The organism is Pseudomonas sp. 05L36 (assembly GCF_056398125.1).
On the sequence record NZ_JBFTOU010000001.1, the window covers coordinates 33809 to 56420 of the forward strand.

Sequence of the window (22612 nt, forward strand, 5' to 3'; positions counted from 1 at the left end):
ATGTCTCGTCACTTGTTCAGCCCAATCAAACTCGGCCAACTCAACCTCAATCACCGTGTCGCCATGGCCCCTCTGACTCGCTCACGGGCGGGGCAGCCCGGCAACGTACCGACATCGATGAACGTCGAGTACTACCGCCAGCGCGCCAGTGCCGCGTTGATCATTACCGAGGCTACTCAGATTTCGCAGCAGGGTCAGGGTTACGCCTGGACGCCCGGCATCCATAGCGACGAGCAGATTCACGGCTGGAAAGCAGTCAGCGAAGCCGTGCATGCAGAGGGTGGGCGCATTTTCCTGCAGCTCTGGCATGTGGGGAGGGTGTCACACCCCGTGTTTCAACCCGACGGCGGCTTACCGGTGGCACCGACCGCACAGCCGGTCCCCGGCAAGACCTTCATCCTGAATGAGAAGGGTGAGGGGGTGTGGGGTGATGTACCTGTACCTCAGGAACTGGACATTCCGGGGATCGAAGCGATCGTTTCCGACTTCCGCAAGGCCGCTCGCAATGCGCTTCTGGCCGGTATGGACGGCGTGGAAATCCACGCGGGCAATGGCTACCTGCTGGACCAATTTATCAACAGCGATAGCAATCAGCGTAGCGATCGCTACGGTGGAAGTATTGAAAACCGTGCGCGGCTACTGCTCGAAGTCGTGCAAGCGGTGACCGAAGAAATAGGTGCCGAACGCGTTGCTGTGCGCCTGACACCGATGGGACGTTTCATGGGGATGGGCGATGACACCCCGGAACAGACCTTTGGCTACATTGCTTCCCGGCTCAATCAATGGAATCTCGCTTACCTGCACCTGGTGGAACCGATGATGGTCGGCACGGTGCTCGATGAAAGTAATGATCCGCGCTGGGACGCCATCATCAAACAGCTGCGTACTGACTTCCACGGCGTTCTGATGCTGGCGGGTGGTTACACCGGAGAAACCGCTGAACTGGCCATCGCGCAGGGGCGTGCCGACCTCATCGCTTTCGGTCGCCCATTCATTGCCAACCCCGACTTGCCCGCCCGCCTGCGCGGGCGTACCGAGCTCAACCTGGCGGACGGTAACAGCTTTTTTGGTGGCGATGCCAAGGGGTACATCGACTATCCGGCGCTGCCATAACGCAGCTCAAAACCGGTTGGTGTGGGAATCACCACTCTGCAAGGAGAAGGGTAATGAAGAGTCCGGATGTTCCAAAGGCCCTGGTCATCGGTGGTTCTCTGGGAGGACTGTTTGCCGCCACGGCGTTGCGGGCGATTGGCTGGCAAGTCGATGTTTTCGAGCGATCCCCCGTGGCAATGGATAGCCGTGGCGGTGGCATTGTTCTGCAAGCGGATGTCTTGCAGCATTTCCGCTATGCGGGCATCCAACATACCCGTGCGCTAGGTGTCCGGTCCCATGATCGTTTGTATCTGGATCGAGCCGGTACCGTCGTGCATAAAGAACCGATGCCGCAAACGCAGACGTCCTGGAACACACTGTACGGCTCGTTATTTTCTGCATTTCCTGTCGAGCATTATCACCGTGGCAAGACGCTGGTGGATCTGGCTCAGAATGAGCACCGAGTGACCGCGTTTTTTGCCGACGGCAGTCGTGCCCAGGCAGACCTGCTGGTGGGGGCCGATGGTGCGGGTTCATCTGTGCGAAATATAGTGTTGCCCGGGGCGCAACATAGCTATTCGGGCTATGTGGTTTGGCGTGGACTTGTCGATGAAGACCGACTTCCTGACTTCGCCAAGACGCAGCTTTACCAGGATTTTGTTTTTCAACAGGACCCTGGATCGCTGATGTTGGAATACATGGTGCCGGGCTTGAACGGCTCCGTTGATCCTGGCGAGCGCCGGTTCAACTGGCTGTGGTATTTGAAAGCCGCGCAAGGGCCGGAACTGGACGCCGTGCTCACTGATCGCGACGGCCAGCGGCGTAGCCACTCCATTCCACCGGGGGCTTTGGCTGCGGAGCAGGAGGCTTACATACGGGAAATGGCGGAGCGGCATGCGAACCCGGCTTTTCGCGAATTGATTCGCCAGACCAAGGACATTTTTGTCCAGGCGATCCTTGATCTCAACGTTCCTCAAATGGTGTTCGGACGTGTGCTGTTGACCGGCGATGCCGCTTTTGTGCCGCGACCTCATACCGCCGCAAGCACGGCCAAGGCGGCCCGCAATGCACTGTTCCTGGCGCAAGCAATCGACAACATTGGCGACCTCGATAAAGCCCTGCAGGCCTGGCAAAAACAGCAACTTGCAGAAGGCAGGCGCATGGGGGACAGGGGGGTGAGCATGGGCAATCGGATCATGGGCATCACTCCATCCTGATTCAGGGGCTCATATCGGGCTTGATCCACTACTGATTGAGCACAGCCATGCAAGACGTACGACGCCTGGTCATGCACAGTCGCTACCTTTCCTTTTCTATCCCGGACGCCGTTTATGGATAAGTTGCTGGCGCTCAAAATGTTTGTCGAAACCGTACGCTGTGGTGGTTATTCGTCAGCGGCGCGCAAACTTGGTATCTCCACTTCGTCTGTGACTCGGCAGGTAGCGGGGCTGGAAAGCGAGCTGGGCGCCAGCTTGTTGAACCGCACCACGCGCAACACAAGCGTCACGGTGGCGGGGCAGAACTATTACGAAAAGGCAGTGGTGATCCTCGAGGCCATCGACGAAGCGGATGCCGTCGTGACCGACCGTGGCAGCGAAGCTCAAGGACGCTTACGGGCCAGCGTCCCGGTGGAATTCGGCCGACGCATCATCGCTCCTCATCTGGGGCGACTGCTGGATCGTCATCCCGGCCTGGAGATCAGCCTCTCGCTGAGCGACGAGGTCAGTGACCTGCTCAGCGAGCAAATAGATGTGTCAGTGCGTCTTGGTTCATCGGTCGTCAGTGATGACATCGTCAGCAAGCGCCTGGGCGATTTCCAGCGTTGGGTTGTGGCGAGTCCCGAATACCTGACGCGTACCGGACTGCCCCGACACCCCCGTGACCTGTTGGAGCATCAATGCCTGCGTTTTGATTACTGTACGGGCCACCACAGTTGGACATTCCAGGGCGATGAGGAAATCATTCGCTTGAATGTGCAGGGACGGCTGCAAAGTAACAACGCCGACATTCTGCGCGAGGCAGCGTTGGCCGGGGGTGGGGTGACGCTATTGGCTGATTGGCTGGTGCGAGACGATGTCAGCGCAGGTCGCCTGACGCGCGTGCTGGAGCAGTATGAGGTCAACCCTGGCAGTGCGAGCACTTGTATCAATGCGCTGTACCTGCCCAATCATCGTGGTTCCAGTCGCATCAATGTGTTCATTGAGTTTCTTCAGGAAATACTCGCCCCCTGAGCACGTCCTGTGCATTTGGCAAGCCAGCCCGGGCGTCATCGGTGTCCCTGGATTTTGAGACCCGTTAGCCAGAAACCGGGTTAGAGTGTTCATCAATGTCTGTTCATAAGGGCCCTCCACTCGATTCGCGTAGTCGCGCCAAGCGGTTCCAGCGAACGAACAGGGCAAAAAAACCGTATATCAATCGTTATGTGAAAAATGAATCGTCCGCTGTTTGTTTCTCTAGATGGGCCCAAGGGAGCCGGCAAAACCACACTTTTGGAAGCCGTTACGAAAGTACTGAGGGCAGACAACAAAAAGGTGATCCGACTTTGCGAGAAAAAAAGCGATCCCTATAGGGGTGAAACAATGACCCTTGTGAACAAACTCGTCAGAAATCCCACCCGGGATTTGGAGTTGGAGGTTTGTGAGCGCTTTGCTGATAGCCGTACCTGGATTTCCCAGCACGTGCTGGCTAAACAGCCACCAGGCAGCATTATCTTGATCGATCGCTGGTACCCGTCTGATGCCGCGTTTCGCCGGATAGTCCCGTTTGCAGAGATTCTACAGTTGAACATCGATCGAAACGTGCGAGTGCCAGACCTGCATGTCGGGGTTGTCACCGCCCCTGAAATTTCATGGGCGAGGGCAGCGGCACGACGGCGTGGGCTGAGCAGTACTGTGATCCATAAGCTGGAAGAACATGTTGCTTGTACCAAGGCGTTCGAGCGAGCAATTGCAGATCACGGCTGGGTTTTATGCCGTAATGAAGGAACGATCGAAGACGCAACGATGCAGGTGATTTCTGAGATCTATAGCGTCCTTCGATGCCCCGTAGGCGAAGTTCGCTGCGCCGGCCTTGATGCGGTTGAGATAGCCGTAGATATAGATCGTTAGCAGGATCGAAGGGTTGATTTGTCGCCGCAGCGGTAGCCGGCTGATGCTTTGATCAGGGTGCCTGTTATCGAACTCTGAGCCGAAGTTTACTGGAGCTGGGGTATTGAGTTGGCTCGAACAGGGATCGGGGATTGGTAGCTTGAAAGAACCTTTGGTAGAAGTTCCACCCAGACACATAATTTGACTTATGGGTTATGTTGATTGTTCACCGTTAATAAAAAAACAGCACATTCAATTGCTTACGATCTAGCAAAAAATATTCTGTTCATAAAAAAGAGTTCATGAATGACGGTCGTTGCCCCATAAGCACATGGGTAAGTACATCGCAGATCTAGGACGTCGTGTTTGACCTGGCTAAAGGCGGGTGTGGCGCAAAGAGCGGGAAGCAGGGAATGCATATTGTCGTGTTTCCCAATCACTTCGCTGAAACGCCTGATTGTGTTCTCGCGGCTGCTCGGCTAAGTCGTTGGCGATAGCCTGCTTCAGACCGTTTTTTGCCTGTCGCGAAACGCCGCGCCGACCCAAAGCTGTCGGTCAGCAATGGCAGGACTCAGCCAAAAGCAGAAACTCGAAACCCGCGATGTCAGATCAATCTGGACGCAGGTGGGCTTTTGTAGGATTGTCCTTGGCTATGTCCAATAGATCCGACAGTCAAGAAAGAGAAAAATGGATACTAGGAAACTGCGTCACGTTTTGGGGCTGGTAGAGCACCTGACATTCACCCGAGCTAGTATCGAGGTCAACTTGAGTCAGCCGGCCCTGTCTCGGAGCATTCAGTCGATCGAAGCCGAACTTGGGGTTCAGTTGTTTGATCGCGGGCCCACTGGTGTTGAGCTGACCCCCTACGGCGAGGTGTTTACCGAACGGGCGCGTAAGGTACTGGCCGAACTCAATGAGTTGCGCCGGGACATCGAGTTGGTGCGGCGCGGCGAGTATGGCGAGATTGCCCTGGGTTTCGGGCCGACGGCGGCCGCCCTGCTCAAGACGCCACTGCTGGAGCATTTTGCCCTGAATGCACCGCAGGTACGGCTGACCGTCAAGGGCGGCACTTATGAAGAGTTGTTGAGATTGCTGCTGGAGGAGAAAATCGATATTTTTTTCGGCGATGTGGCGCTGCTGTCCTATCGGCAGGATTTGCAGGTCGATTGGTTACCCAGTTGGCGCAGCGGTTTCTTTTGTGCCGCCAACCATCCTCTGGCGCAAAGAAGCCTGGTCACCCCGGCCGAGTTGTTGGATTACCCCTTGGGCTGCATCAAGTTGTCAGCTTGGGCCATGGCTGACCTGGATGTGTATTTTGAGGGATCTATCGAGGCGGCCATTCATTTTCAGACTGATGTGCTCGCAGATCTGGAGGCATTGGCTCTGGCCGGGAACGCGGTGATCTTTGGCAGCCGTCCGGCTTTTTGGCAGGCATTGGGCGGCGGTCGGTTGCAGGAAATCGCCTTGAGTCCGCCGCTGCAACGAAGCGCGCGTTTCGGCTCGGTCAGCCTTGCAGGACGTACCTTGGCCCCCTCGGTGAAGGGGGCCAAGGCGTTGGCCCATAAAATTTTCGCAGGTTACGCCGAACTGCTGGCCGTGACGCCCGCAGTTGACGGTTGATCAACCCGGGGCCGGGTGCCTTCAGCGTCGGCCGAGCACTGCATTTCATGCAACAGCGGATCGATGTGGCGGTTGGCGTACCAAGTGTAGAAGCCGGTGACAGCGACACAGAACCAGTACAGGCCAATTCCCGCCACGATGCCGGTGGTCAGCCGCGACTCTGTCGACAGCGGCAGGGTCAGCCAGTGGGGAACAAACGCCACCAGCAGGATAAAGCCGAAGTAGGTGCCCAGGGTCAGTACGGTCAGCCCCAGGATTAACCTGAGTCGGATTTTTTTCAGACGGGCCAGAGACGTGTCGCTTTTGGGGGCAATGAACGGGGTCGGCATGGTAGGTACCTCGTTTGCAATTAGGGGTCAGTGAGCCACGGCGTTGCTGGCGTTGATGCCGGTCAGCGAACGGTAGTGCTGGGCATCGAACCTGGCGCGCTCGGCTTGGGCCGACGGGCTTCGGTCGGTGACCGAGGCGACCCAGGCGGCTATAAAGGCCAAGCTCATGGAGAACAGCGCGGGGTTGGAATAAGGGAATATCGCCGTATCGTGCCCCAGCACACCCACCCAAATCGTCGGTCCCAGTACCAGCAGGCCCACCGACGAGATGAGACCGCACAGGCAGGCGGCGACGACACCTCGGGTGGTCAGTCCGCGCCAGTATATCGACAGGACCAGCATCGGAAAGTTGGTGCTTGCGGCAACCGCGAATACCAGGCCAGCGAGGAAGCTGATGTTCAGGTTCTGCACCAGTTGCGAGAGCAGCAGGGCGACGACGATCAGGGTGATGCAAGCCCCCCGGAATATTTTCAGTTCTCGCTTGGGGTCATTTTCTTTCTGGCGGAACAGGTGGGTGTAGATATCGTGGCCGACCGCCGACGCGCCGGAGATGGTCAGGCCGGCGACGACCGCGAGGATGGTAGCGAAGGCTACGGCGGACATAACCCCCAGGAACAGTTCGCCCCCGAAGAAGGTACCCAGGTGCATCGCGGCCATGTTGTTGCCACCGATCAGGGTTTGGCTGGCGGTGTCGAGGAACTGTGGGTTACCTATGACGAAAATCGCTGCACCCGCGCCGATCACCACTATCAGGGTGTAGAAGTAAGCAATGATGCAGGTGGCGTAGAAGGCCGACTGGCGGGCGGCGGCGCCGTTTTTCACGGTGAAGAAGCGGATCAGGATATGGGGTAAGCCGACCATGCCGAAGATCAGCGAGACTCCAAGGGAAATTGCATCAATCGGGTTGGCGATCAGTTTACTGGGGGCCAATACGGCCAAGCCCTGGGGATAGGCCTGGATCACTCTGTCGAGCAGCTGGTTAGTACTGAAACCGACACTTTTCAGCACCATGAAACAGAGGAAGCTGCCAATTGCCAAAATCAGCACGGCCTTTGTGATCTGCACCCAAGTGGTGGCCAACATGCCGCCGAAAAGCACATAAAACAGGACCAGAATGCCGACCATGCCCACCGAGAACAGATAGGGCGTACCAAACAGCAATTGGATCAGTTTGCCGGCGCCGACCATCTGCACCACCAGATAGAGCAGCACGATGACTAGAGAGTTGGCGGCAGTCAGCAGGTGTACCGGGCGTTTTTGCAGGCGGAACGAAACCACATCCGAGAGGGTGTAATGGCCAAGATTGCGCAAGGGTTCGGCCACCAGAAACAATAGGATCGGCCAGCCGACCAGGGTGCCGACCCCATAGATCAAACTGTCATAGCCGTACAGGGCCTGCATGGCCACGGCGCCGAGAAAGGTCGATGCTGACATGTAGTCGCCAGCCAAGGCAAAGCCGTTTTGCCAGGGCGTGATGCCGCCGCCGGCGGTGTAGAAGTCCGCGGTGCTGTGGTTGCGGCGGCTGGCCCAACGGGTGATGCCGAGGGTCAGGGTGACCAGCAGGAAAAACGGCACCAGGGTGTGCCAGTTGGCGGCGTAACTGCTGCCAGTGGCCGCACTGGCCGGGTTCGAAAGCAGCAGCAGGAACAGCAGTGAAAAACACGCTGGCAGGGCTTTGGGTTTCATGCCGGGCTCCGGGCTTTGTTGTTGTTGTTGTTGTTGTTGTTGTTGTTGCGTCAGGCGCCAAGGCGCAAGCGCACTAATTGCTCGAACATCGCGACTCCGGTGCTCGCCACCTCATCGTTGAAGTCGTAGTGCGGGTGGTGACACATGGGGCCGTCCTGCCCCAACAGGAAATGACAACCGGGACGTTCCTGGAGAAACACTGCAACGTCATCACCGGCCATGATCGGTGCGACGTTGTCGAACAGGTTATGGGCCCCGACTACACTCTTCGCGGCGCGGATCACGTGCTGGGTATGCTCCGGACTGTTGACCACTGGTGGGGTGCTGTTGGATAGCGTCATGTCGATTTGACAATGATGACTCAGTGCCAGCCCCTGGCAGACCTCACGCATGCGCTCGATGACCTGCTGGCGAATAGGGATAGACAGGGTACGCACGGTGCCATTGAGCTGGGCGAACTCAGGGATAACGTTGTTAGTCTCTCCAGCCTGGAAGCGGCAGACACTGACGACTGCGTTTTCTATCGGATCGACGTTGCGGCTCACGATGCTTTGCAGGGCTGTGACCAGGCTCGAGCCGATAACGATCGGGTCGACGCTCAAATGCGGCATACCGCCGTGGCTGCCCACGCCGGTGATGCGGATCGAGAAGAAGTCCACCGAGGCCATCTGGGCACCGGTGCGTACGCCAATGGTGCCCGCAGCCAGGGAAGGGTGATTGTGCAGGGAATAGACTTCATCGAAAGGGAAACGCTGCAGCAAGCCATCCTCCAGCATGGCCCGACTACCCTGGACGATCTCCTCGGCAGGTTGGAATATCAGCACCACTTTGCCGCTAAAATTCCGCTTCTGGGCCAAGAGACGGGCCGTACCCAGGAGGATGGCAGTATGACCATCGTGGCCGCAGCCGTGGAATATCCCGTGATTCAGGGAGCGATATGAGGGCTGCCCTTCTTCGACGATAGGCAAGGCATCCATGTCGGCGCGAAAGGCGATACTCGGTCCAGGGCCAAGGCTGCCGTGGATCACCCCGATGACACCCGTCTGGCCAATACCGGTGTGGGTTTCGATATCCCAGGAACGCAGATGTTCGGCGACGAAGTTGGCGGTCTTGTGTTCCTTGAAGGCGATTTCCGGCTGGCTGTGAATCTGTTGGCGCCAGACGCGCATTTCAGTGGCCAGGGCTTGGATTTCAGGGCAAATAGCCATGTGCATGGGTCCTTTGACTTGGAGGCTGAGAGTAGAGCTTGCTAACTCTTGTCCGCATCATGCAGGAGTGGAAATACCGCGGACCAATGCAAACTTAGGACGTAGCTATGTGCTCTTTGCATAGCTGATGCACCCCGTAGTTATCGGAGGTTCAGCAACCTGGTCGCGGCGCGGGTTACTTTCATTTCAAGGTTTGCTGCTGGTCGATTTCGGTTGAGTATGACCGGCAGCAGTCGCTCCGAAAGGACTCTGAGACTGATCGAATTGGCTTAGGTGGGAATTGTCGCCGATCGCAACAATACAGGGACTCGATTCGCCAGCAAAACGACGGTTTTCATGAGTGAAGGACCGCTTCTGGCCGATTCTGTTGAAAAAGTCGGTTCGCCCAAACAGCCTGGTCATTGACTGGTTAAAACGCCTTTTTTGCACACTGCTACGTGAAATCTGAGTCCGGAAGCCTCTGCCGAAAGTAAAGATTTCAATCTCGGACGTATACTTTTCTGCTGCGGAAACCATGGTCGACTTTTTCAACAGAATCGGCCGATAGCAGCCCATCACGAAGGGCAGTTATCGGCTGTGGATTCAACCGGTCGATGCAACACAACTAAATTCTGTGTAAGCAGAAGGAGTGTTGCAGATGAAGCAGAGACCTCGGATCTATTACACCGAAAGCCAGAAAAAACTGATGTGGGATCACTGGCAGAAAGGCGACTCTCTCCAGCACATCGCCCAACTATTTGATCGAAACCATTCATCGATACAGCGCATCTTGGCGGAAACAGGCGGTATCAGACCCGCTGTACGCCACAGGTCCAGATTGGCGCTGACGTTGGCTGAGCGCGAAGAGATTTCGCGTGCAGTGGTGGCAGGTAACTCGATCCGTTCCATGGCCGCGCTGCTAGGGCGAGCAGCCTCTACGATCAGTCGTGAGATCAGACGCAACGGTGGTCAAGGATGCTACCGGGCTAATCGAGCTGATCAGGTTGCCTGGGATCGCGCCCATCGACCTAAGGTCTGCAAACCTACCCGATATCGATTTTTTAATGTAAGCGTCCGGCGAGGTCAGCTTACCGATACCAGCGATAACGGCATATTACGAGGTGGCGTTAGCGGCCGGGGCGAACACCCCGGCCATTGTTATCACTGGTCTTCACCTTTGGAATCAAGCTCTATGCGGGCTTTGCCCACGTCCTTTGCGCTTAGGCGTGGTGCACTGTTATCCAGGCTGCGTCCGGGACATTGTGGAGCGGCGCCCAACCACGGCTGGGCGCCATTTGACTCAGCCAGTGTGGTGACTCTCGGCAAGGCCGTAGACGGATGTGTCAATGCCTTCGAAGCGCGCTTTTAACTGCAGCGCGAGATACAGCGAATAATGCCGTGACTGATGCAGGTTGCCACCGTGGAACCAGAGGTTTTCCTGTTGTGTTGGCTTCCACATGTTCCGCAGTTCGCCCTCGTACGGGCCAGGATCATTCGTGGTTCCAGAACCCAAGCCCCAGCAGCGGCCGACCTTGTCAGCTACTTCCTGGGAAATCAGCTTCGCCGCCCAACCATTCATTGAGCCATAGCCCGTGGCGTAGACGATCAGATCTGCCGGTAGTCGGCTGCCATCGTTGAGTACGACGGCATCTGCTTCGATGCGTTCGACACCCAGGCCAGGCGCGCTCTTGAGCTTGATCGTGCCATTAGCGATCAGTTCGGATGCGCCGACGTCGATGTAGTAACCAGAACCACGGCGTACGTACTTCATAAACAGGCCAGACTCGTCGTCACCGAAATCGAGCATGAAGCCGGCCTTGGCCAAGCGCTCGTAGAAGTCCTTATCACGCTCCTTGATCGCGTCAAAGATGGGTTGATGAAAGCTTGGCATAACCTTGTAGGGGATCGAGGCGAACAGCATGTCGGCCTTGTCCGTGGTCAAACCCGTCTCCAGGGCGTCTTCAGAGTAGAGCCCGCCGAAGACGAGATCCATTAAACTGTCGGAACGCACGATGTGGGTGCTGGAGCGTTGCACCATGGTCACCTCGGCGCCGTTCTCCACCAAGTCGGCGCAGATATCGTGAGCCGAATTGTTAGCACCGATGACCACCGCGCGCTTGCCGCTCCAGGCGTCTCCACCGGGATGGCGGCTGGAATGGTGCTGCTGACCATTGAAAACCTCGGCACCCGGATAACTAGGAACATTGGGTACGCCAGACATGCCGGTGGCGAGGATCAACTGGGTAGGCTGTAAAGTCACACGCTCGCCATCGCGCTGCACTTCAACCTTCCAGGTGCCACTTTGCTCGTCAAAGCTGGCGCTCACGCATTCGGTACGCGGCCAATAATTGAGCTCCATGACTTTGGTGTACATTTCCAGCCAGTCGCCAATCTGGTCTTTTGGGGTGAAGACTGGCCAGTGATCGGGGAAGGGCAGGTAAGGCATATGGTCGTACCAGACAGGGTCGTGCAGGCACAGCGACTTGTAGCGACCGCGCCACTGATCGCCAGGACGCTCGGCTTTGTCGACGATCAGAGTTGGCACGCCCATTCGCTTGAGCCGCGCAGCGAGCCCCAGCCCACCCTGGCCGCCGCCCACGATCAGGCAGTAAGGTTGGGTGTTGATGCCTAGCGAAGCTTCTTCATCACGACGGCGTTCCAGCCAGTTGCGTTTGTCGGCATGGGCGTGACCATGATTGGCACCCATTGGACGACGGCGGCCGCTGGGTTCTTCAAAGCCTTTAAGCTCGCGCATGGTCGTCAGCAGCGTCCAGCACAGGCCCTCCTTTAGACGCACGTAGCCTTTACCTCGCGCCGCGTTGGTTTCCAGGCTGATCCAACCTTCGAGCACACCGTTATTCAGCGTCGCCTCACCTTCCAGTTTCCATCGCTCAGGACGAGTCCGGTCGAGGCGTGTTTCGAGCATGTCTCGGATGGTAGGCTTGCCTTCCAAGGTCACTAAGTTCCAGCTGAAAAGTAGCAGGTCACGCCAGTGACACTCTTCGGCAAACAATTGCAGCGCGCCGTCCAAATCACGTTGGGCGAGACGCTCGCCGAGGTTTTCGACCCAGGCCGCGAGTTGAGCAGTCGGCGTTTGCAGAGGTGTTTCGACAGCGATGTTCATGGGGCTTCTCCCGATCTTGTTGTTTTTGTAACAACTTGCCCCACAGCAAGGCCCGGGCCATCTTCGCGAAAGCCCCATTGCAGAGCTGCTGCTGCAGTATTGCTCAGACTTGGATTCGGATCTCTGTCACGATTCTGGAAATGGTGGATGACAGAGTGTCACTCGGTGCAAAAAGCGCTCGTTGCGATCTTTTCATATAAGCTGCGAACAGCCCCGTGTCCTAACCGTAGCGGAGAACAAGAACAATGAAGCCGGCCTTGATCAACGCCCATGCACAACAAGTGCTACAAGCCGTGCAGGGCACTCCCGCCAGCCACGGCCATACTGCTGACCTGGCCATCACACGATCTTGGCGCCGGTGCCTGGATCAGCATCAGCTCGATCCCGCCAGCCGCCGCGCGCCTAATGTAGTTGAGCACCCACGCTTACAGGATCACCGCGCGCCACTGGAACACATCATCTCCGTGGCGCACTGGCAGATGAGCAGTTTGCACCAACAACTCGGGCGTGACGGCCACGTGGTGCTACTCACCGATGCCCGCGGTGTGGCGATTGACAGTGTGTTCAACGAAACCGAACGAGCCGAGTTCCAGCGTTCCGGACTGTGGCTCGGTTCGGTATGGAGCGAGGATTGCGAGGGTACCAACGGTGTCGGCACCTGCTTGGTCGAGCGACAGCACGTAACCATCCGTCGTGATGAACATTTCCGGGGTAAGCACGTCGGCTTAACGTGTTCGGCTAGCCCGATATTTGATGCGAGCGGAGAGTTGCTTGCCGTGCTCAACCTCTCCTCTGTGCGGGAGGAACACAGTCTTCAGCAACGCTTCAAGGCCATGGCGTTGACCAACCTGTCAGCCAAGTTGATCGAGAGCTGTTTTTTCTTAGGGCATGATCCGCAGCGATACTTGCTGCGCTTCCACCCTGAGGCAGGCTTCGTTGGGCTGCTGGGTGAAGGTCTGCTCAGTTTCGACGAGAGTGCCCGTATCTGTTCAGTCAATGATGCTGCGCTGGATCTGCTGGGCCTCAGTCGTGACCAGGTGGTTGGGCAATCTCTGACGATGCTGCTGGAAACACCTATCGATCAGGTGATGAGTCAGGCCAGCTCTCAGCCGAGTGTCTGTTGGCCAATGCGGCTGGTGGACGGACGCCTGCTCTACGGACAGTTGCGAGAACCCTTACGCCAGGTGCCTTTAGTTACTCCTGCAATCCCCAAAATCAACGACGTGCACGTGTGTCTGGAAGACCCGCGCCTGCAACGCGGCTTTGCTCGCGCATTGCGTGTTTTGGAGCGTGACGTTCCGGTGTTTTTACAGGGCGAAACCGGTACCGGCAAAGAAGCTTTTGCTGCGGCGCTGCATCGTGCCAGCTCCAGAGCGAACCAGCCGTTTGTGGCGATCAATTGCGCGGCCATTCCAGAAACGCTGATCGAGAGCGAGCTGTTCGGCTATCGCAGCGGCAGCTTCACCGGCGCACGCAAGGACGGGATGATCGGTAAGCTGGAGCAGGCCCATGGCGGCATTCTATTTCTCGATGAGATCGCCGATATGCCACTGGCGTTACAGACTCGCCTGTTGCGTGTGCTGGAGGAACGTCAAGTGGTGCCACTAGGCGGCGCGACGGCACGTCCGCTCGACGTACGCCTTATCAGTGCCAGCCACCAGGATCTGCACGCCTGTGTGGCCGAAGGGCGTTTTCGCGAAGATCTGTTTTATCGCATTGCTGGGTTCGCCGTGCAGCTCCCGCCGCTGCGCGAACGATCAGACAAGGGCCGTTTGCTCGACCTATTGCTGCGCGAGGAGACAGCAGGGGCCAGAGTTCGGCTGGAAGCGGGTGTCAGAGAGCGCTTGCTGGCGCAGCCTTGGCCAGGCAATGTTCGGCAGCTGCGTACGTGTCTGCGCACACTGGTAGCGTTGGCGTTGGAGGGGCGTGTCACCCTGGACGACTTGGCGGAGTTGCTGCCGGAGGCGCCAGCGACAGCCGCGCTGGCCGAAAATCCGCTTGGAGTATCCGAACGGCAGACGCTGCTAACGTTGATTGAGGCGGAACACTGGCATATCGCCCATGTTGCCGCCCGCCTAGGAATCAGCCGAAATACGCTCTATCGCAAACTGCGTCATCACGGTATTTCACGACCCGGCTGAGTGCAGAATGACATCGTCGCGTTTCCTGCCTCTGTGGACTTGGACTGAAGGTAGAAACGACATGTGTTCTCGACCTTATCTGTTGACCGGAGAGGGAAGGGCTCGCTTGAGCTTCGTTACGTGCCTCAGTCAGCGGTAGCACCTGATGTTGATTGTTGTAATCGCTCCAGCCCGAGCTGGTGATTCAAAACCAGTTCATGCAACTGAAACACTGACGAAACATTCCGGCCATATGATTCGCGTCACCGAAACCTAGGAGGGTTGGAGATGAATCGGCCATCAAGAAGCATGCGCAAACTGCTCGACGCTGTCGCCACCAACAATGAGAGCGCGGCGCTGGATGTGATGCGTGCGGCCGAGCAACTGCAAGACGAAGTGCTTCGCCAGCGGTTACTCAACCTGATTCATCGACTCAACCAAGACGCCAATGACTTGCGAATGGCGCGGGACGATATCCAAGGCGGAGCCATCAAGCTCGCGTGACCCGCGTCCACCACTTAAATCTAGTCCGCCTAAGCCACACTTTGGGTGGCGCGATGAACAGCTTTATTTCAATCCCGGCAGCGCTGAGCCCTCCATGGCTTACAGCCAAAGCTGCTGCCAGGTAGAACGCTTACATTTGCTCGGAATCTGTTGTTCCTTGAGCGAATGAACTGGATGCGGCTTCAATCCGTTCCTGCAACTGAGTCACGTATGTCTTCGCTTCTTCCAGGTTCTGGAACGACACTGCATTGCTGTCGAGCCAGACCGTGCATCCACTGCCTTCCTCATGCGCTTCAATTCTGACGTTCATCTGCAATCCCTATGCGTTTTGGTGCGGCGGATCGTAGCGTACTTTGCAGATGTATCAAAATGAAACAATGGCTCTAGATCAATGCTTTGGCGAAGCATCCGGTTCAGGCCGCTTTGCAAAAAACAGTAGGAATATTTCCTCGGCAGGTATCGTCCCAATCACTGATGGAAATGTGAAAGCAGGGGAGATGCCGTTCTCAACGCTTGCTGAAAGCCAGCCGAGTGGCAAACAGAACAAAGACCATACCGGTGGTGCGATCCATCCACTTGGTCACATTTTCACGCCGCAAAATGCCAGCCAGTGGTTGAGTGGCGCCAATCAACATTGACGACCACAGTAAACCGAGCACCACGTGGATGCTGACCAAGCCAAATGTCCAGGCAATCAAGGAGTGCCCTTGGGGAATGAACTGAGGGAGAAAAGAGACGTAGAAAATGCCAACCTTGGGATTAAGGACGTTCCCCATCATTCCCTTCAGAAACCAGTTTGCATTTGGCTTTCCGTCGGTTTCAGCGGGCGACAGTGAGGGACGTGGACGCAAGAGCATATTCAAACCAAACCAAACCAAGCCAGGCTAGGTAAGCGGCGCCACAGTATTTCAAGAGATTGAATGCCAGCTCAGAGACTGCAATCAACGCACCCAGACCAAAGGCGACCGCGGCGCCCCACAACAGGCAGCCGGCATTGATACCCGGCGCAGCTCTGAATGCCTGTTGTTTACCTTCCACAGTTGCGGTTCTCAAGACCAATGCGGTATCGAGGCCTGGAGTCAGCGTCAGTAGAGTGGCGGCGAAGGTAAACGCTAAAAGATTTTCGGCGAATACATGGGATTTAGAGGCTGCTAAGTGCTGTTCAATTTCACATATCCCCGTTCGTTCTCTATCCTCTTGAAAAATAATCAACTTGAAAATAACTGTCAGAAATCACCGTTAATCTGACACCAAAAAACGGTAATCAAAGAAAGTAGGTCTATATGAATCAATAAGTTACATATCCACGGTGATTTGGACAAGCGGTACCTTTCCTCGACTGATCGCGGGCTATGCTCTCTCTCATACGATCACTGGTACTTTGATCGCTCCTGAAAGGAGAGTTCTTCCATGTCATATGTAGGCGCTTTCGCAACCTCGGATTTAGGGCCTGAACTGCTCGTTGTGATGAGTATCCATCGGCCGCCCCGAGACATCGTAAAACTCTGCAGGCTGTCTGACGGGCATTGCTTCTCCCTCAGCCCAGCGCGAGTGCACGTCCTGGATAATGGTTATAGCGTTTTCGAGGATCATATGTATGAGGAAGTGGAAAAGTTTCGGCTCGCCCATCCCCAATACTCATCGGCACCCACAGGGCGCGAGGCTGGTAATGGGTCAATCCTCTCGAAATACATCAGAGTCATCTTAGAAACATCAGCCAATTATCGCCGCATGCCTTTGACAACCTATATCATTCACAAAGAGTTTGTGCGTTCATATTTTCCGTCATATACCACGGTCGACTGCTGGCAACACGTTTGCTATATGTGCCAGCTCCACGAAATCGAACCCCCAACGGTAAATTTGGTGCGCAGTAGGCTGCGTCAATTCGCTAATCAGTACCGCACATTGCTTATTGACCAGCGCCGGTAGTAATCGTCATGGACTACGTGGTGGGCGAGAGCGTACTGCTCGAAGAGCGTGGTGGAATATTCACCGTTCTCGATTTTGACACTGAGACAGATAGCTATGTAGTCCAGCCTTCAGGGAAACTAGAACAGCCCTCTAAAGTCCATAGGGACAGCCTCCTAAAGATTTCCTCGGATATTACTGAGCGTATTCGGGGGGAGGTTTTTGCTGATGTAGAGCAACAACGCAAAGAGGCTGAAAAGCCGAAGCCGGCGTCCAGGTACACGGACGATCAGATTCTAACGGCTAGGGAGCGTGCACGTGTTATCCATCCATTGTACGAAGCCGAAAGAGCCGAAGCAAAAAAAATAACCAAGGCCGATAAAGTGTGGGCCATGGGGAAGTTGGGGGTTAAATTAACAGTTCTGAATGACCTGTTGGCTAGATATCGTAAATGGCCCGACTGGGAGAGTTTAATACCTGGTATACCAGGGCGTCGCAAAGGCGAAACCCGCTTCGACCCAAATGTCGAAGCCATAATGGCAACAGCAAGCAAAGAGGACACTGTAGGCCCAGGCGGCACCGTGCAGGCTGCGATTAACGGTACTCAGGCGCGGTGTTTAGAGGCCTGTGAGATAGCCCCATCTCCATCAACTATCAGGCGTCGGCACAAACAGAATATCTCTGCTCGCGAAGCGCTAGCAAATGATAAAGGCCCTAAAGCAGCGCGTGATAAATTTGACACATTTGACCACGGCACGTTCACTACTCATGCCTTGCAACTGATTCATGCTGACAATAGCCCATTAGACTGTCACGCAACTGATCCCAAAACTGGTCGTTGGCTCGGTAGACCAAATCTAACTATTATAGTAGATGATCATACAGGTTCTTACCTTGGCTTCGCGCTTACGTTCCGAGCGTCATCGCGAAACACTCTGGCTGATGCCATGCTCATGGCAATACAGCCTAAAGATGCGTTGATGGAGGAGTTTGGGTTATCTGGCAGATTTGTTTGGATGCAATATGGGGCAGGGGAAAACTATCGAGTTGATGGCGGGGGTGACCTAAACGCCAAAACCGTGCTAGTTGGTCTTGACAAGCACGGTATCATTCCGCATAGGAGAATGCGCCCCCAAAGCGGCGGTAAGGTTGAGCGGGGATTTGGAAAGATAAACCCACTTTTCATGCAAAGGCTGAAGGGTGCAATTGCATCGAACCGTAAAATTGCTCGGGGTGAAAATCCTCAGGCTATGGCTACTTATTCCATCACTGATTTATTCATCCTTATAATTACACAAATTTGCATTTGGCATGAACGCCCTGGCGATAATGGATTAACACCTAATCAACACTGGCAGAACAGCTTCGGTATACATGATGGCGTTATCAGGGTTCCGAGAACCCTACCAGATCCTAAACATTTTTGGATAGACATACTTCACGAGTATCATATTAGCGTTCGGCGTGAAGGAATTTTAACGATTGGGTTACTTTACGAGGTCGGCCCGTACAAACATAAAGTTGGCACGCCGGTAAGGCTCAAGATCGATCACAATGATATACATCGAGCCTGGGTAGAGTTTGATAGTGAATGGATCGAGGTCTCTTTGATTAACAAGGATAGTGATGGTATTCCGAAAACAATGTGGGCGTGGGATATCAAAAGAAAGTTTGGCCAGAAGACAGGACAACTCACGATCGTAGGGTTGCTGTACGTTAATGAGCAGCGAAGGTTAATGACGTCACTAGTCACGGATACGCAACAGAGGAGGCTGGAAGAGTCAAAAGCGCTCCAAGAGCGTGTGTTGTCCTCATTAAGCCCAGGCCTACTGAGTCAACGCACCGAACCCACGACGCTTACCGAGCCCTTTTCGTCGCCCGACGCGAAGATTTCCAAGGGCAATCAAGCTACAGATGCGTCGAAAGGACGCTCTGCATCGCAGCCACGTGGCCCCGCGCCACCGATGATGGGAGACGATGACCTATGAGTCACCTTACTGAGAAGACCCAAGAGCTGTTCGACCTGCCACGCGAAGAGCGGGCGCTTGCCTGCATGCGTGAAATCTTTCTTATGCACCCCACGGCGATGGCGGCGGAGCTGAGCGCACAGCGTTTGGTGTCGTTACCCAGGTGCACTTCTAATGCCGGGATGTCCTTGATTGCTCATCCTGGGCTTGGAAAATCGTTACTAGGTCAGCGCTGGCAGACACAAAGCTGCAAGCCGAACTCAATATGGGCCGGCAAGGTGATCTACATCGACCTTGTGCAGAACCAAGCAAACCTGAACATCATGAAGCTCTTTCTGGCGGAAATGGGGAGGAAGTTTTACAAGCGGCCGCTTACGCTGTCCTACCGTGATATAGCGCTGGCTCAGCAGTTGATCAAGGAAAATAATGTTCGCGCTGTGTTCATCGATGAAGTCCCGCTGCTTAGCCAGATACTGTCGCAGAAGCGGCTCAATGGAGAGCATGGCGCAATAAAGGGGCTTTCTGGGCCTGATTGGCAGTTGAACGTGATGTTAAGCGGAACGCCGGATGGTCTTCGCGAGGTTTTCAGCAATGATGCAACACTCATGACACGGTTCAATCTTCGGAAAGCTGGGCTAACTGAATGGACGAGTGATTACGAAGGGGAATCGTTCGTGAACGGCTATCTCTGCTACATGCCTCTGTGTCAGAAGTCGATCGTCAACTCAGAACTCCTTAAAGTTTTGTCTGACTGCGCCCGTACGACAACAACTGAAAATGGTGTCCAGGTAGAGTACCGTTCGCGCCGAGCCGTCGTGGATATTTTGAGAGAGGCCTGTCGGATGGCCGTCGAGAGCGGCCAGGAATACATCAACGCGGAGAGCATCTTGAACGCATGGAAGAGCATGCAGGGTGTCAACAAAGCACTGGAGATCCTGGAAACTCGGCCAATGCCGTATCCAGAAACGACGCTCGACGGATAAGCAGGCGGGTGTAAGCAGACAGTTCGGTGTAACCACCTTTTTTTGCTGCGCACCGAACTTCGGGGCGAGCTAGCTGTTAGTGGTATACCGACATCTCTTGCAGCGCAACGCCATAACCCAAGAAAAATTGCAATTTCCAGACCTCGCGCAAGCGCGACAGGAGCTCGGCGTTGATCCACCATGAACCCGAGGAGTTTTGGTCTGAAGCCTCTGGCAACCAAGACGCCCTGAACGAGTGTTATCAGTTCATGGAGCGCCAGTGTAGCGCCTTAGAGGAGGGGGCAGCCCGCGCGCGGCGAGAAGTAATGTTTGTAGTAGGTGTACCAGGATGTGGTGCTACCGCCCTGGCCAGCCAGCTTTCCCGGAAGCTGCGAGCAACAGGTCGCCGTGTGTTGGCCATGGATAGAATCTCGGCTATGGAGCCAGGTAGCTTCAAAGCAAATTTGGACGCTGCGCTTCGGATTCCACCGGAAATCGGTAACACGCCTGGGTCATCTTCGGTAGGCCTGAATGCCCTAGAGCTGGCAGTACTGAAGGCCCGGAACTACGAATGCGTCATCGTCCATGACGTTGACGTTTACGGTTCTGACGATACGGCACAGAGTGCCAACGCAGATACAATCATCATGCTCCTGCGAGCCAGCCAGGCAGCGAAGTTCGTGCTGTTCGGTAATACTAACTCGGTGAAGTGGCTGCAGGTCGCTTTGAAGTCTGCTTCTGTGGAGTGCAAAACTATAAAGCTTCATCCCATGCCAGCCAACTCAAAGTTTGGCCAATTCATCACCAGCGTCGCGCTAAGCGTGCTGGCGCCGTGCCCCCCGGATCGTATTAAAACTCTCAACGTAGGTGCCATGCACCAAAAGTCTCGTGGGAAGGTTGGTTTAGCGATCAGAATCCTGATAGATAAGATCACCGACGACCTCTCAGCGCAAGCATTGGTCAGCGATGAAATACCCGCCATGTGGGTATGTGATGATGAGGAATATTCAATTTTTCATCGCCGACAAGCTGCAGGAGAATCAGCAGGCTCTGCAGCGACTTGTGCCGCCTCAAAAAGACCAGGTAGCGCTGGTGGTCGAGCAAAGATACCGAGGAGTGGGAAGGGAGGGCCCTGCGATGTCACCTGGCCTTCGCAGCATTCGACATTACCGGAAAGCGGCCTGCTGCATTTCCACCCAGCGGTTGATAACGAATCCTTCTCTTCTTGGGTCGCCAGGCAAAGCATAGGGGCCAGTCACAGCATCGGGCACAGCTTGGGTGACTACCTGGTTTTGCATTGCAGTAAAGGTGGCTCAGACCCCGATATGCAATGGTGCAATCTTGAGCTGCTCCAGTCATTGAGTCTGTCTGACTGTCTCTACATCTCTGCACAGTTCGCACTGCCAAGCCCTGGCAGCACCAACCATTCCAAAACCCCCAGCAACGCCGGAATGATTCCTTACTCCAAGGCGCTGAACTACTGCCCGGAGTGCTTCAAGGTTGATGTGGCGGCAGGCCTTGCTCCAGCCATGCGCTTGGATTGGCGGCAACCGCGGATGAGCGTTTGTCTGCGGCACGGCACGCCAGTCCTCTTCGAACGACTAGCCACCTCGACCTTCACTATTCTAGACAAAGCGTGGCGGGCTTTCGCTGAGTATGCTGCAAGCCCTGCCTCCAGGCTTGTCACGCAGTTTCCGCTGCAACATTCATCATCCACCCAGGCCAAAGCAGACAATGAGCGCCTACTAGCTCTGGTAGTTAGAATGCAAAGGTGGTTTTTCGGGCTTACAGCCGACACTACGCCTTCGGCAAAGGCAGCTGAATTCTTGATGGCTTATTGGCTGCAAGACCCAAATGGAAATGGAGCACAAGGCTTCGCGAGATGTTATTTCTTCAATCGGCTCACAAGGCCGCAAGGTGTAACGAATAATCTGAATGGAAAGATATTTTCTAAACTTAAACCCGATTCGGCGCGTCCGCGTGATGTGGCTGTGGCATATTGGATGTTAGGTGTCGGATTTGGAATGATTGATGTTTCTGAGGCGAAGTTCATACGGGACACTACTAGGCCGTATTCTCTTCCATTTCCTATATTTCGTAGTGAAGTTTCCTCATTAGGCGGTTTGGCGTATTGTAAGAGTCAGAGAGTCACACTTTCGGAGTTGGCGAAATCGACACTCAGCAGTTCGGATTATGAGTGCATAGCATGGGCTTTTGGGGTGTGAAGGGTGCCCGCGGAGAAGTTGAAGGTCGGGGGAATAAGGGAATAAGGGAAAATATTCACATTTGGCTCAATGGGCTATGGAAGTGGCGTGTTGATTGCATTCATCCGCAACGTTGGCCCGTCGAGCAAAACTAAACCTTCAATGCTCAGGTGTGCCAGCAGTAAGCGCTCGAGCCAATAATAGCGTTCTCAACTCCACCTTCCCATCTCTGGTCGGCTCCTAGGCGGGTGCGAGGCAAGGCGCTGGCTGCTCACGGCTGAGTGCTCACAATAGCAGAATATTGTCCTAGATTGCAGCTAACCGCTGCTCGATATATCCGCAGCGGGAAATTAGAAAGGCTTCAACTATCGAGGTCATGAAGGCGCTTTAAGACATTGAATTTAATAAGATAAATCACCTGCTCTATCTTTAAACATTGTTCAAATAATGCTGCCTCGTGAGCACGGCCATCGAAGCCTGCCGGTGATCCCAGCTCTAATCCGAGCTCGCGCCGGCATTAATCCAACTATAATCTTAATACCCATAAATTGACGGGGGCAGCAGCAGAATTTCTATGATCTCTGAGTGCCGCACCTTGCAGCTCATTGTCTGACGTTGTTACCGCTCATGTAACAGTCGTTTTCGAGGCTTTTTGTGACCTTGAACGCTGCTCAAGATGCGCGCGTCTGACAGTCCGACGTTGATATAAAACCTGACGAAAGGTCGTGAGCGCCGATGGAGTGCTGTTAAGTGACTGAAAATGTTGAGTATACGTCGCAGGTGACACCGAGGGTGCGGTTTCTATAGGTCTGGAAGGCTA

16 protein-coding genes and 2 pseudogenes are annotated in these 22612 nt (G+C 55.2%); 12 read left to right on the forward strand and 6 right to left on the reverse strand.

Annotated features, from left to right (window positions below):
* The 6 genes from AC1DKH_RS00180 (at nucleotide 1) to AC1DKH_RS00205 (ending at nucleotide 5798) form a co-directional block, all read left to right on the forward strand.
* Nucleotides 1-1113: an alkene reductase gene (locus tag AC1DKH_RS00180; RefSeq protein ID WP_477797094.1), complete on the forward strand. Its 1113-nt coding sequence runs from the start codon at nucleotides 1-3 to the stop codon at nucleotides 1111-1113.
* Nucleotides 1114-1166: 53 nt separating this feature from the next.
* Nucleotides 1167-2309 carry an FAD binding domain-containing protein gene (locus AC1DKH_RS00185; RefSeq protein ID WP_477797095.1) on the forward strand — a complete coding sequence of 381 codons (1143 nt, stop codon included), beginning with the start codon at nucleotides 1167-1169 and terminating at the stop codon, nucleotides 2307-2309.
* 114 nt (nucleotides 2310-2423) lie between these two features.
* Complete coding sequence (locus AC1DKH_RS00190) at nucleotides 2424-3323, forward strand: LysR family transcriptional regulator (protein WP_477797096.1); 900 nt, start codon at nucleotides 2424-2426, stop codon at nucleotides 3321-3323.
* Between the two features lie 95 nt (nucleotides 3324-3418).
* A complete protein-coding gene (locus tag AC1DKH_RS00195; protein ID WP_477754948.1) occupies nucleotides 3419-3661 on the forward strand; it encodes a hypothetical protein in 243 nt (80 codons plus the stop codon).
* Complete coding sequence (locus tag AC1DKH_RS00200; protein WP_477765032.1) at nucleotides 3582-4199, forward strand: nucleoside/nucleotide kinase family protein; 618 nt, start codon at nucleotides 3582-3584, stop codon at nucleotides 4197-4199. The genes AC1DKH_RS00195 and AC1DKH_RS00200 overlap by 80 nt, the downstream gene beginning before the upstream one ends.
* 666 nt (nucleotides 4200-4865) lie before the next feature.
* Nucleotides 4866-5798, forward strand: a complete 933-nt coding sequence (locus AC1DKH_RS00205) for a LysR family transcriptional regulator (RefSeq protein WP_477797097.1) — start codon at nucleotides 4866-4868, stop codon at nucleotides 5796-5798.
* Here the strand turns inward: AC1DKH_RS00205 and AC1DKH_RS00210 are convergent.
* Genes AC1DKH_RS00210 through AC1DKH_RS00220 form a run of 3 tightly spaced genes read right to left on the reverse strand, consistent with a single transcriptional unit; the run spans nucleotide 5756 to nucleotide 9021 of the window.
* Nucleotides 5756-6127: a DUF485 domain-containing protein gene (locus AC1DKH_RS00210; RefSeq protein ID WP_477797098.1), complete on the reverse strand. Its 372-nt coding sequence runs from the start codon at nucleotides 6125-6127 to the stop codon at nucleotides 5756-5758. The two genes, AC1DKH_RS00205 and AC1DKH_RS00210, sit on opposite strands and share 43 nt — an antisense overlap.
* A gap of 27 nt (nucleotides 6128-6154) precedes the next feature.
* Complete coding sequence (locus AC1DKH_RS00215) at nucleotides 6155-7813, reverse strand: sodium:solute symporter family transporter (RefSeq protein ID WP_477797099.1); 1659 nt, start codon at nucleotides 7811-7813, stop codon at nucleotides 6155-6157.
* Nucleotides 7814-7863: 50 nt separating this feature from the next.
* Entirely contained in the window at nucleotides 7864-9021 is a 1158-nt protein-coding gene (locus AC1DKH_RS00220; protein ID WP_477797100.1) for a M20 aminoacylase family protein, read from the reverse strand.
* A 637-nt stretch (nucleotides 9022-9658) separates the two neighbouring features.
* Here AC1DKH_RS00220 and AC1DKH_RS00225 point away from each other — a divergent pair.
* Nucleotides 9659-10042, forward strand: a pseudogene (locus AC1DKH_RS00225) (helix-turn-helix domain-containing protein); the annotation flags it as partial.
* A gap of 258 nt (nucleotides 10043-10300) precedes the next feature.
* Here AC1DKH_RS00225 and AC1DKH_RS00230 read toward each other — a convergent pair.
* Nucleotides 10301-12124 carry an NAD(P)-binding domain-containing protein gene (locus tag AC1DKH_RS00230; RefSeq protein WP_477797101.1) on the reverse strand — a complete coding sequence of 608 codons (1824 nt, stop codon included), beginning with the start codon at nucleotides 12122-12124 and terminating at the stop codon, nucleotides 10301-10303.
* Nucleotides 12125-12369: 245 nt separating this feature from the next.
* Between AC1DKH_RS00230 and AC1DKH_RS00235 the strand changes: the two genes are divergently transcribed.
* Both AC1DKH_RS00235 and AC1DKH_RS00240 read left to right on the forward strand, forming a co-directional pair.
* Complete coding sequence (locus AC1DKH_RS00235) at nucleotides 12370-14265, forward strand: sigma-54-dependent Fis family transcriptional regulator (RefSeq protein ID WP_477797102.1); 1896 nt, start codon at nucleotides 12370-12372, stop codon at nucleotides 14263-14265.
* Between the two features lie 267 nt (nucleotides 14266-14532).
* On the forward strand, nucleotides 14533-14748 hold the full coding sequence (locus tag AC1DKH_RS00240) for a hypothetical protein (RefSeq protein WP_477797103.1): 216 nt from the start codon (nucleotides 14533-14535) through the stop codon (nucleotides 14746-14748).
* A gap of 130 nt (nucleotides 14749-14878) precedes the next feature.
* On the opposite strand, the gene AC1DKH_RS00245 is transcribed toward AC1DKH_RS00240, so the two are convergent.
* Together AC1DKH_RS00245 and AC1DKH_RS00250 are read right to left on the reverse strand one after the other, a co-directional pair.
* Nucleotides 14879-15058, reverse strand: coding sequence for a hypothetical protein (locus AC1DKH_RS00245; protein WP_477797104.1), 180 nt, complete (start codon nucleotides 15056-15058; stop codon nucleotides 14879-14881).
* Nucleotides 15059-15254: 196 nt separating this feature from the next.
* A pseudogene (locus AC1DKH_RS00250) lies at nucleotides 15255-15915 on the reverse strand (LysE family translocator).
* A 773-nt stretch (nucleotides 15916-16688) separates the two neighbouring features.
* Between AC1DKH_RS00250 and AC1DKH_RS00255 the strand changes: the two are divergent.
* The 3 genes from AC1DKH_RS00255 to AC1DKH_RS00265 all read left to right on the forward strand — a co-directional run bounded on the left by AC1DKH_RS00255 (nucleotide 16689) and on the right by AC1DKH_RS00265 (nucleotide 21813).
* The gene (locus AC1DKH_RS00255; protein ID WP_477797105.1) at nucleotides 16689-18647 is read left to right on the forward strand and encodes an integrase; all 1959 of its coding nucleotides are present in this window, start codon (nucleotides 16689-16691) and stop codon (nucleotides 18645-18647) included.
* A complete protein-coding gene (locus AC1DKH_RS00260; protein WP_477797106.1) occupies nucleotides 18644-19609 on the forward strand; it encodes a TniB family NTP-binding protein in 966 nt (321 codons plus the stop codon). Before AC1DKH_RS00255 ends, AC1DKH_RS00260 begins: the two co-directional genes overlap by 4 nt.
* Nucleotides 19610-20007: 398 nt before the next feature.
* Nucleotides 20008-21813 (forward strand): TniQ family protein, encoded by a 1806-nt coding sequence (locus AC1DKH_RS00265; protein ID WP_477797107.1) that lies wholly within the window; start codon nucleotides 20008-20010, stop codon nucleotides 21811-21813.
* The last annotated feature ends 799 nt before the right edge of the window (nucleotides 21814-22612 follow it).

Coding starts and splice junctions, on each gene's coding strand:
- AC1DKH_RS00180 (WP_477797094.1), top strand. CDS start 1: ATGTCTCGTCACTTGTTCAGCCCAATCAAACTCGGCCAACTCAACCTC.
- AC1DKH_RS00185 (WP_477797095.1), top strand. CDS start 1,167: ATGAAGAGTCCGGATGTTCCAAAGGCCCTGGTCATCGGTGGTTCTCTG.
- AC1DKH_RS00190 (WP_477797096.1), top strand. CDS start 2,424: ATGGATAAGTTGCTGGCGCTCAAAATGTTTGTCGAAACCGTACGCTGT.
- AC1DKH_RS00195 (WP_477754948.1), top strand. CDS start 3,419: ATGTCTGTTCATAAGGGCCCTCCACTCGATTCGCGTAGTCGCGCCAAG.
- AC1DKH_RS00205 (WP_477797097.1), top strand. CDS start 4,866: ATGGATACTAGGAAACTGCGTCACGTTTTGGGGCTGGTAGAGCACCTG.
- AC1DKH_RS00210 (WP_477797098.1), bottom strand. CDS start 6,127: ATGCCGACCCCGTTCATTGCCCCCAAAAGCGACACGTCTCTGGCCCGT.
- AC1DKH_RS00215 (WP_477797099.1), bottom strand. CDS start 7,813: ATGAAACCCAAAGCCCTGCCAGCGTGTTTTTCACTGCTGTTCCTGCTG.
- AC1DKH_RS00220 (WP_477797100.1), bottom strand. CDS start 9,021: ATGGCTATTTGCCCTGAAATCCAAGCCCTGGCCACTGAAATGCGCGTC.
- AC1DKH_RS00230 (WP_477797101.1), bottom strand. CDS start 12,124: ATGAACATCGCTGTCGAAACACCTCTGCAAACGCCGACTGCTCAACTC.
- AC1DKH_RS00235 (WP_477797102.1), top strand. CDS start 12,370: ATGAAGCCGGCCTTGATCAACGCCCATGCACAACAAGTGCTACAAGCC.
- AC1DKH_RS00240 (WP_477797103.1), top strand. CDS start 14,533: ATGAATCGGCCATCAAGAAGCATGCGCAAACTGCTCGACGCTGTCGCC.
- AC1DKH_RS00245 (WP_477797104.1), bottom strand. CDS start 15,058: ATGAACGTCAGAATTGAAGCGCATGAGGAAGGCAGTGGATGCACGGTC.
- AC1DKH_RS00255 (WP_477797105.1), top strand. CDS start 16,689: ATGGACTACGTGGTGGGCGAGAGCGTACTGCTCGAAGAGCGTGGTGGA.
- AC1DKH_RS00260 (WP_477797106.1), top strand. CDS start 18,644: ATGAGTCACCTTACTGAGAAGACCCAAGAGCTGTTCGACCTGCCACGC.
- AC1DKH_RS00265 (WP_477797107.1), top strand. CDS start 20,008: ATGGATAGAATCTCGGCTATGGAGCCAGGTAGCTTCAAAGCAAATTTG.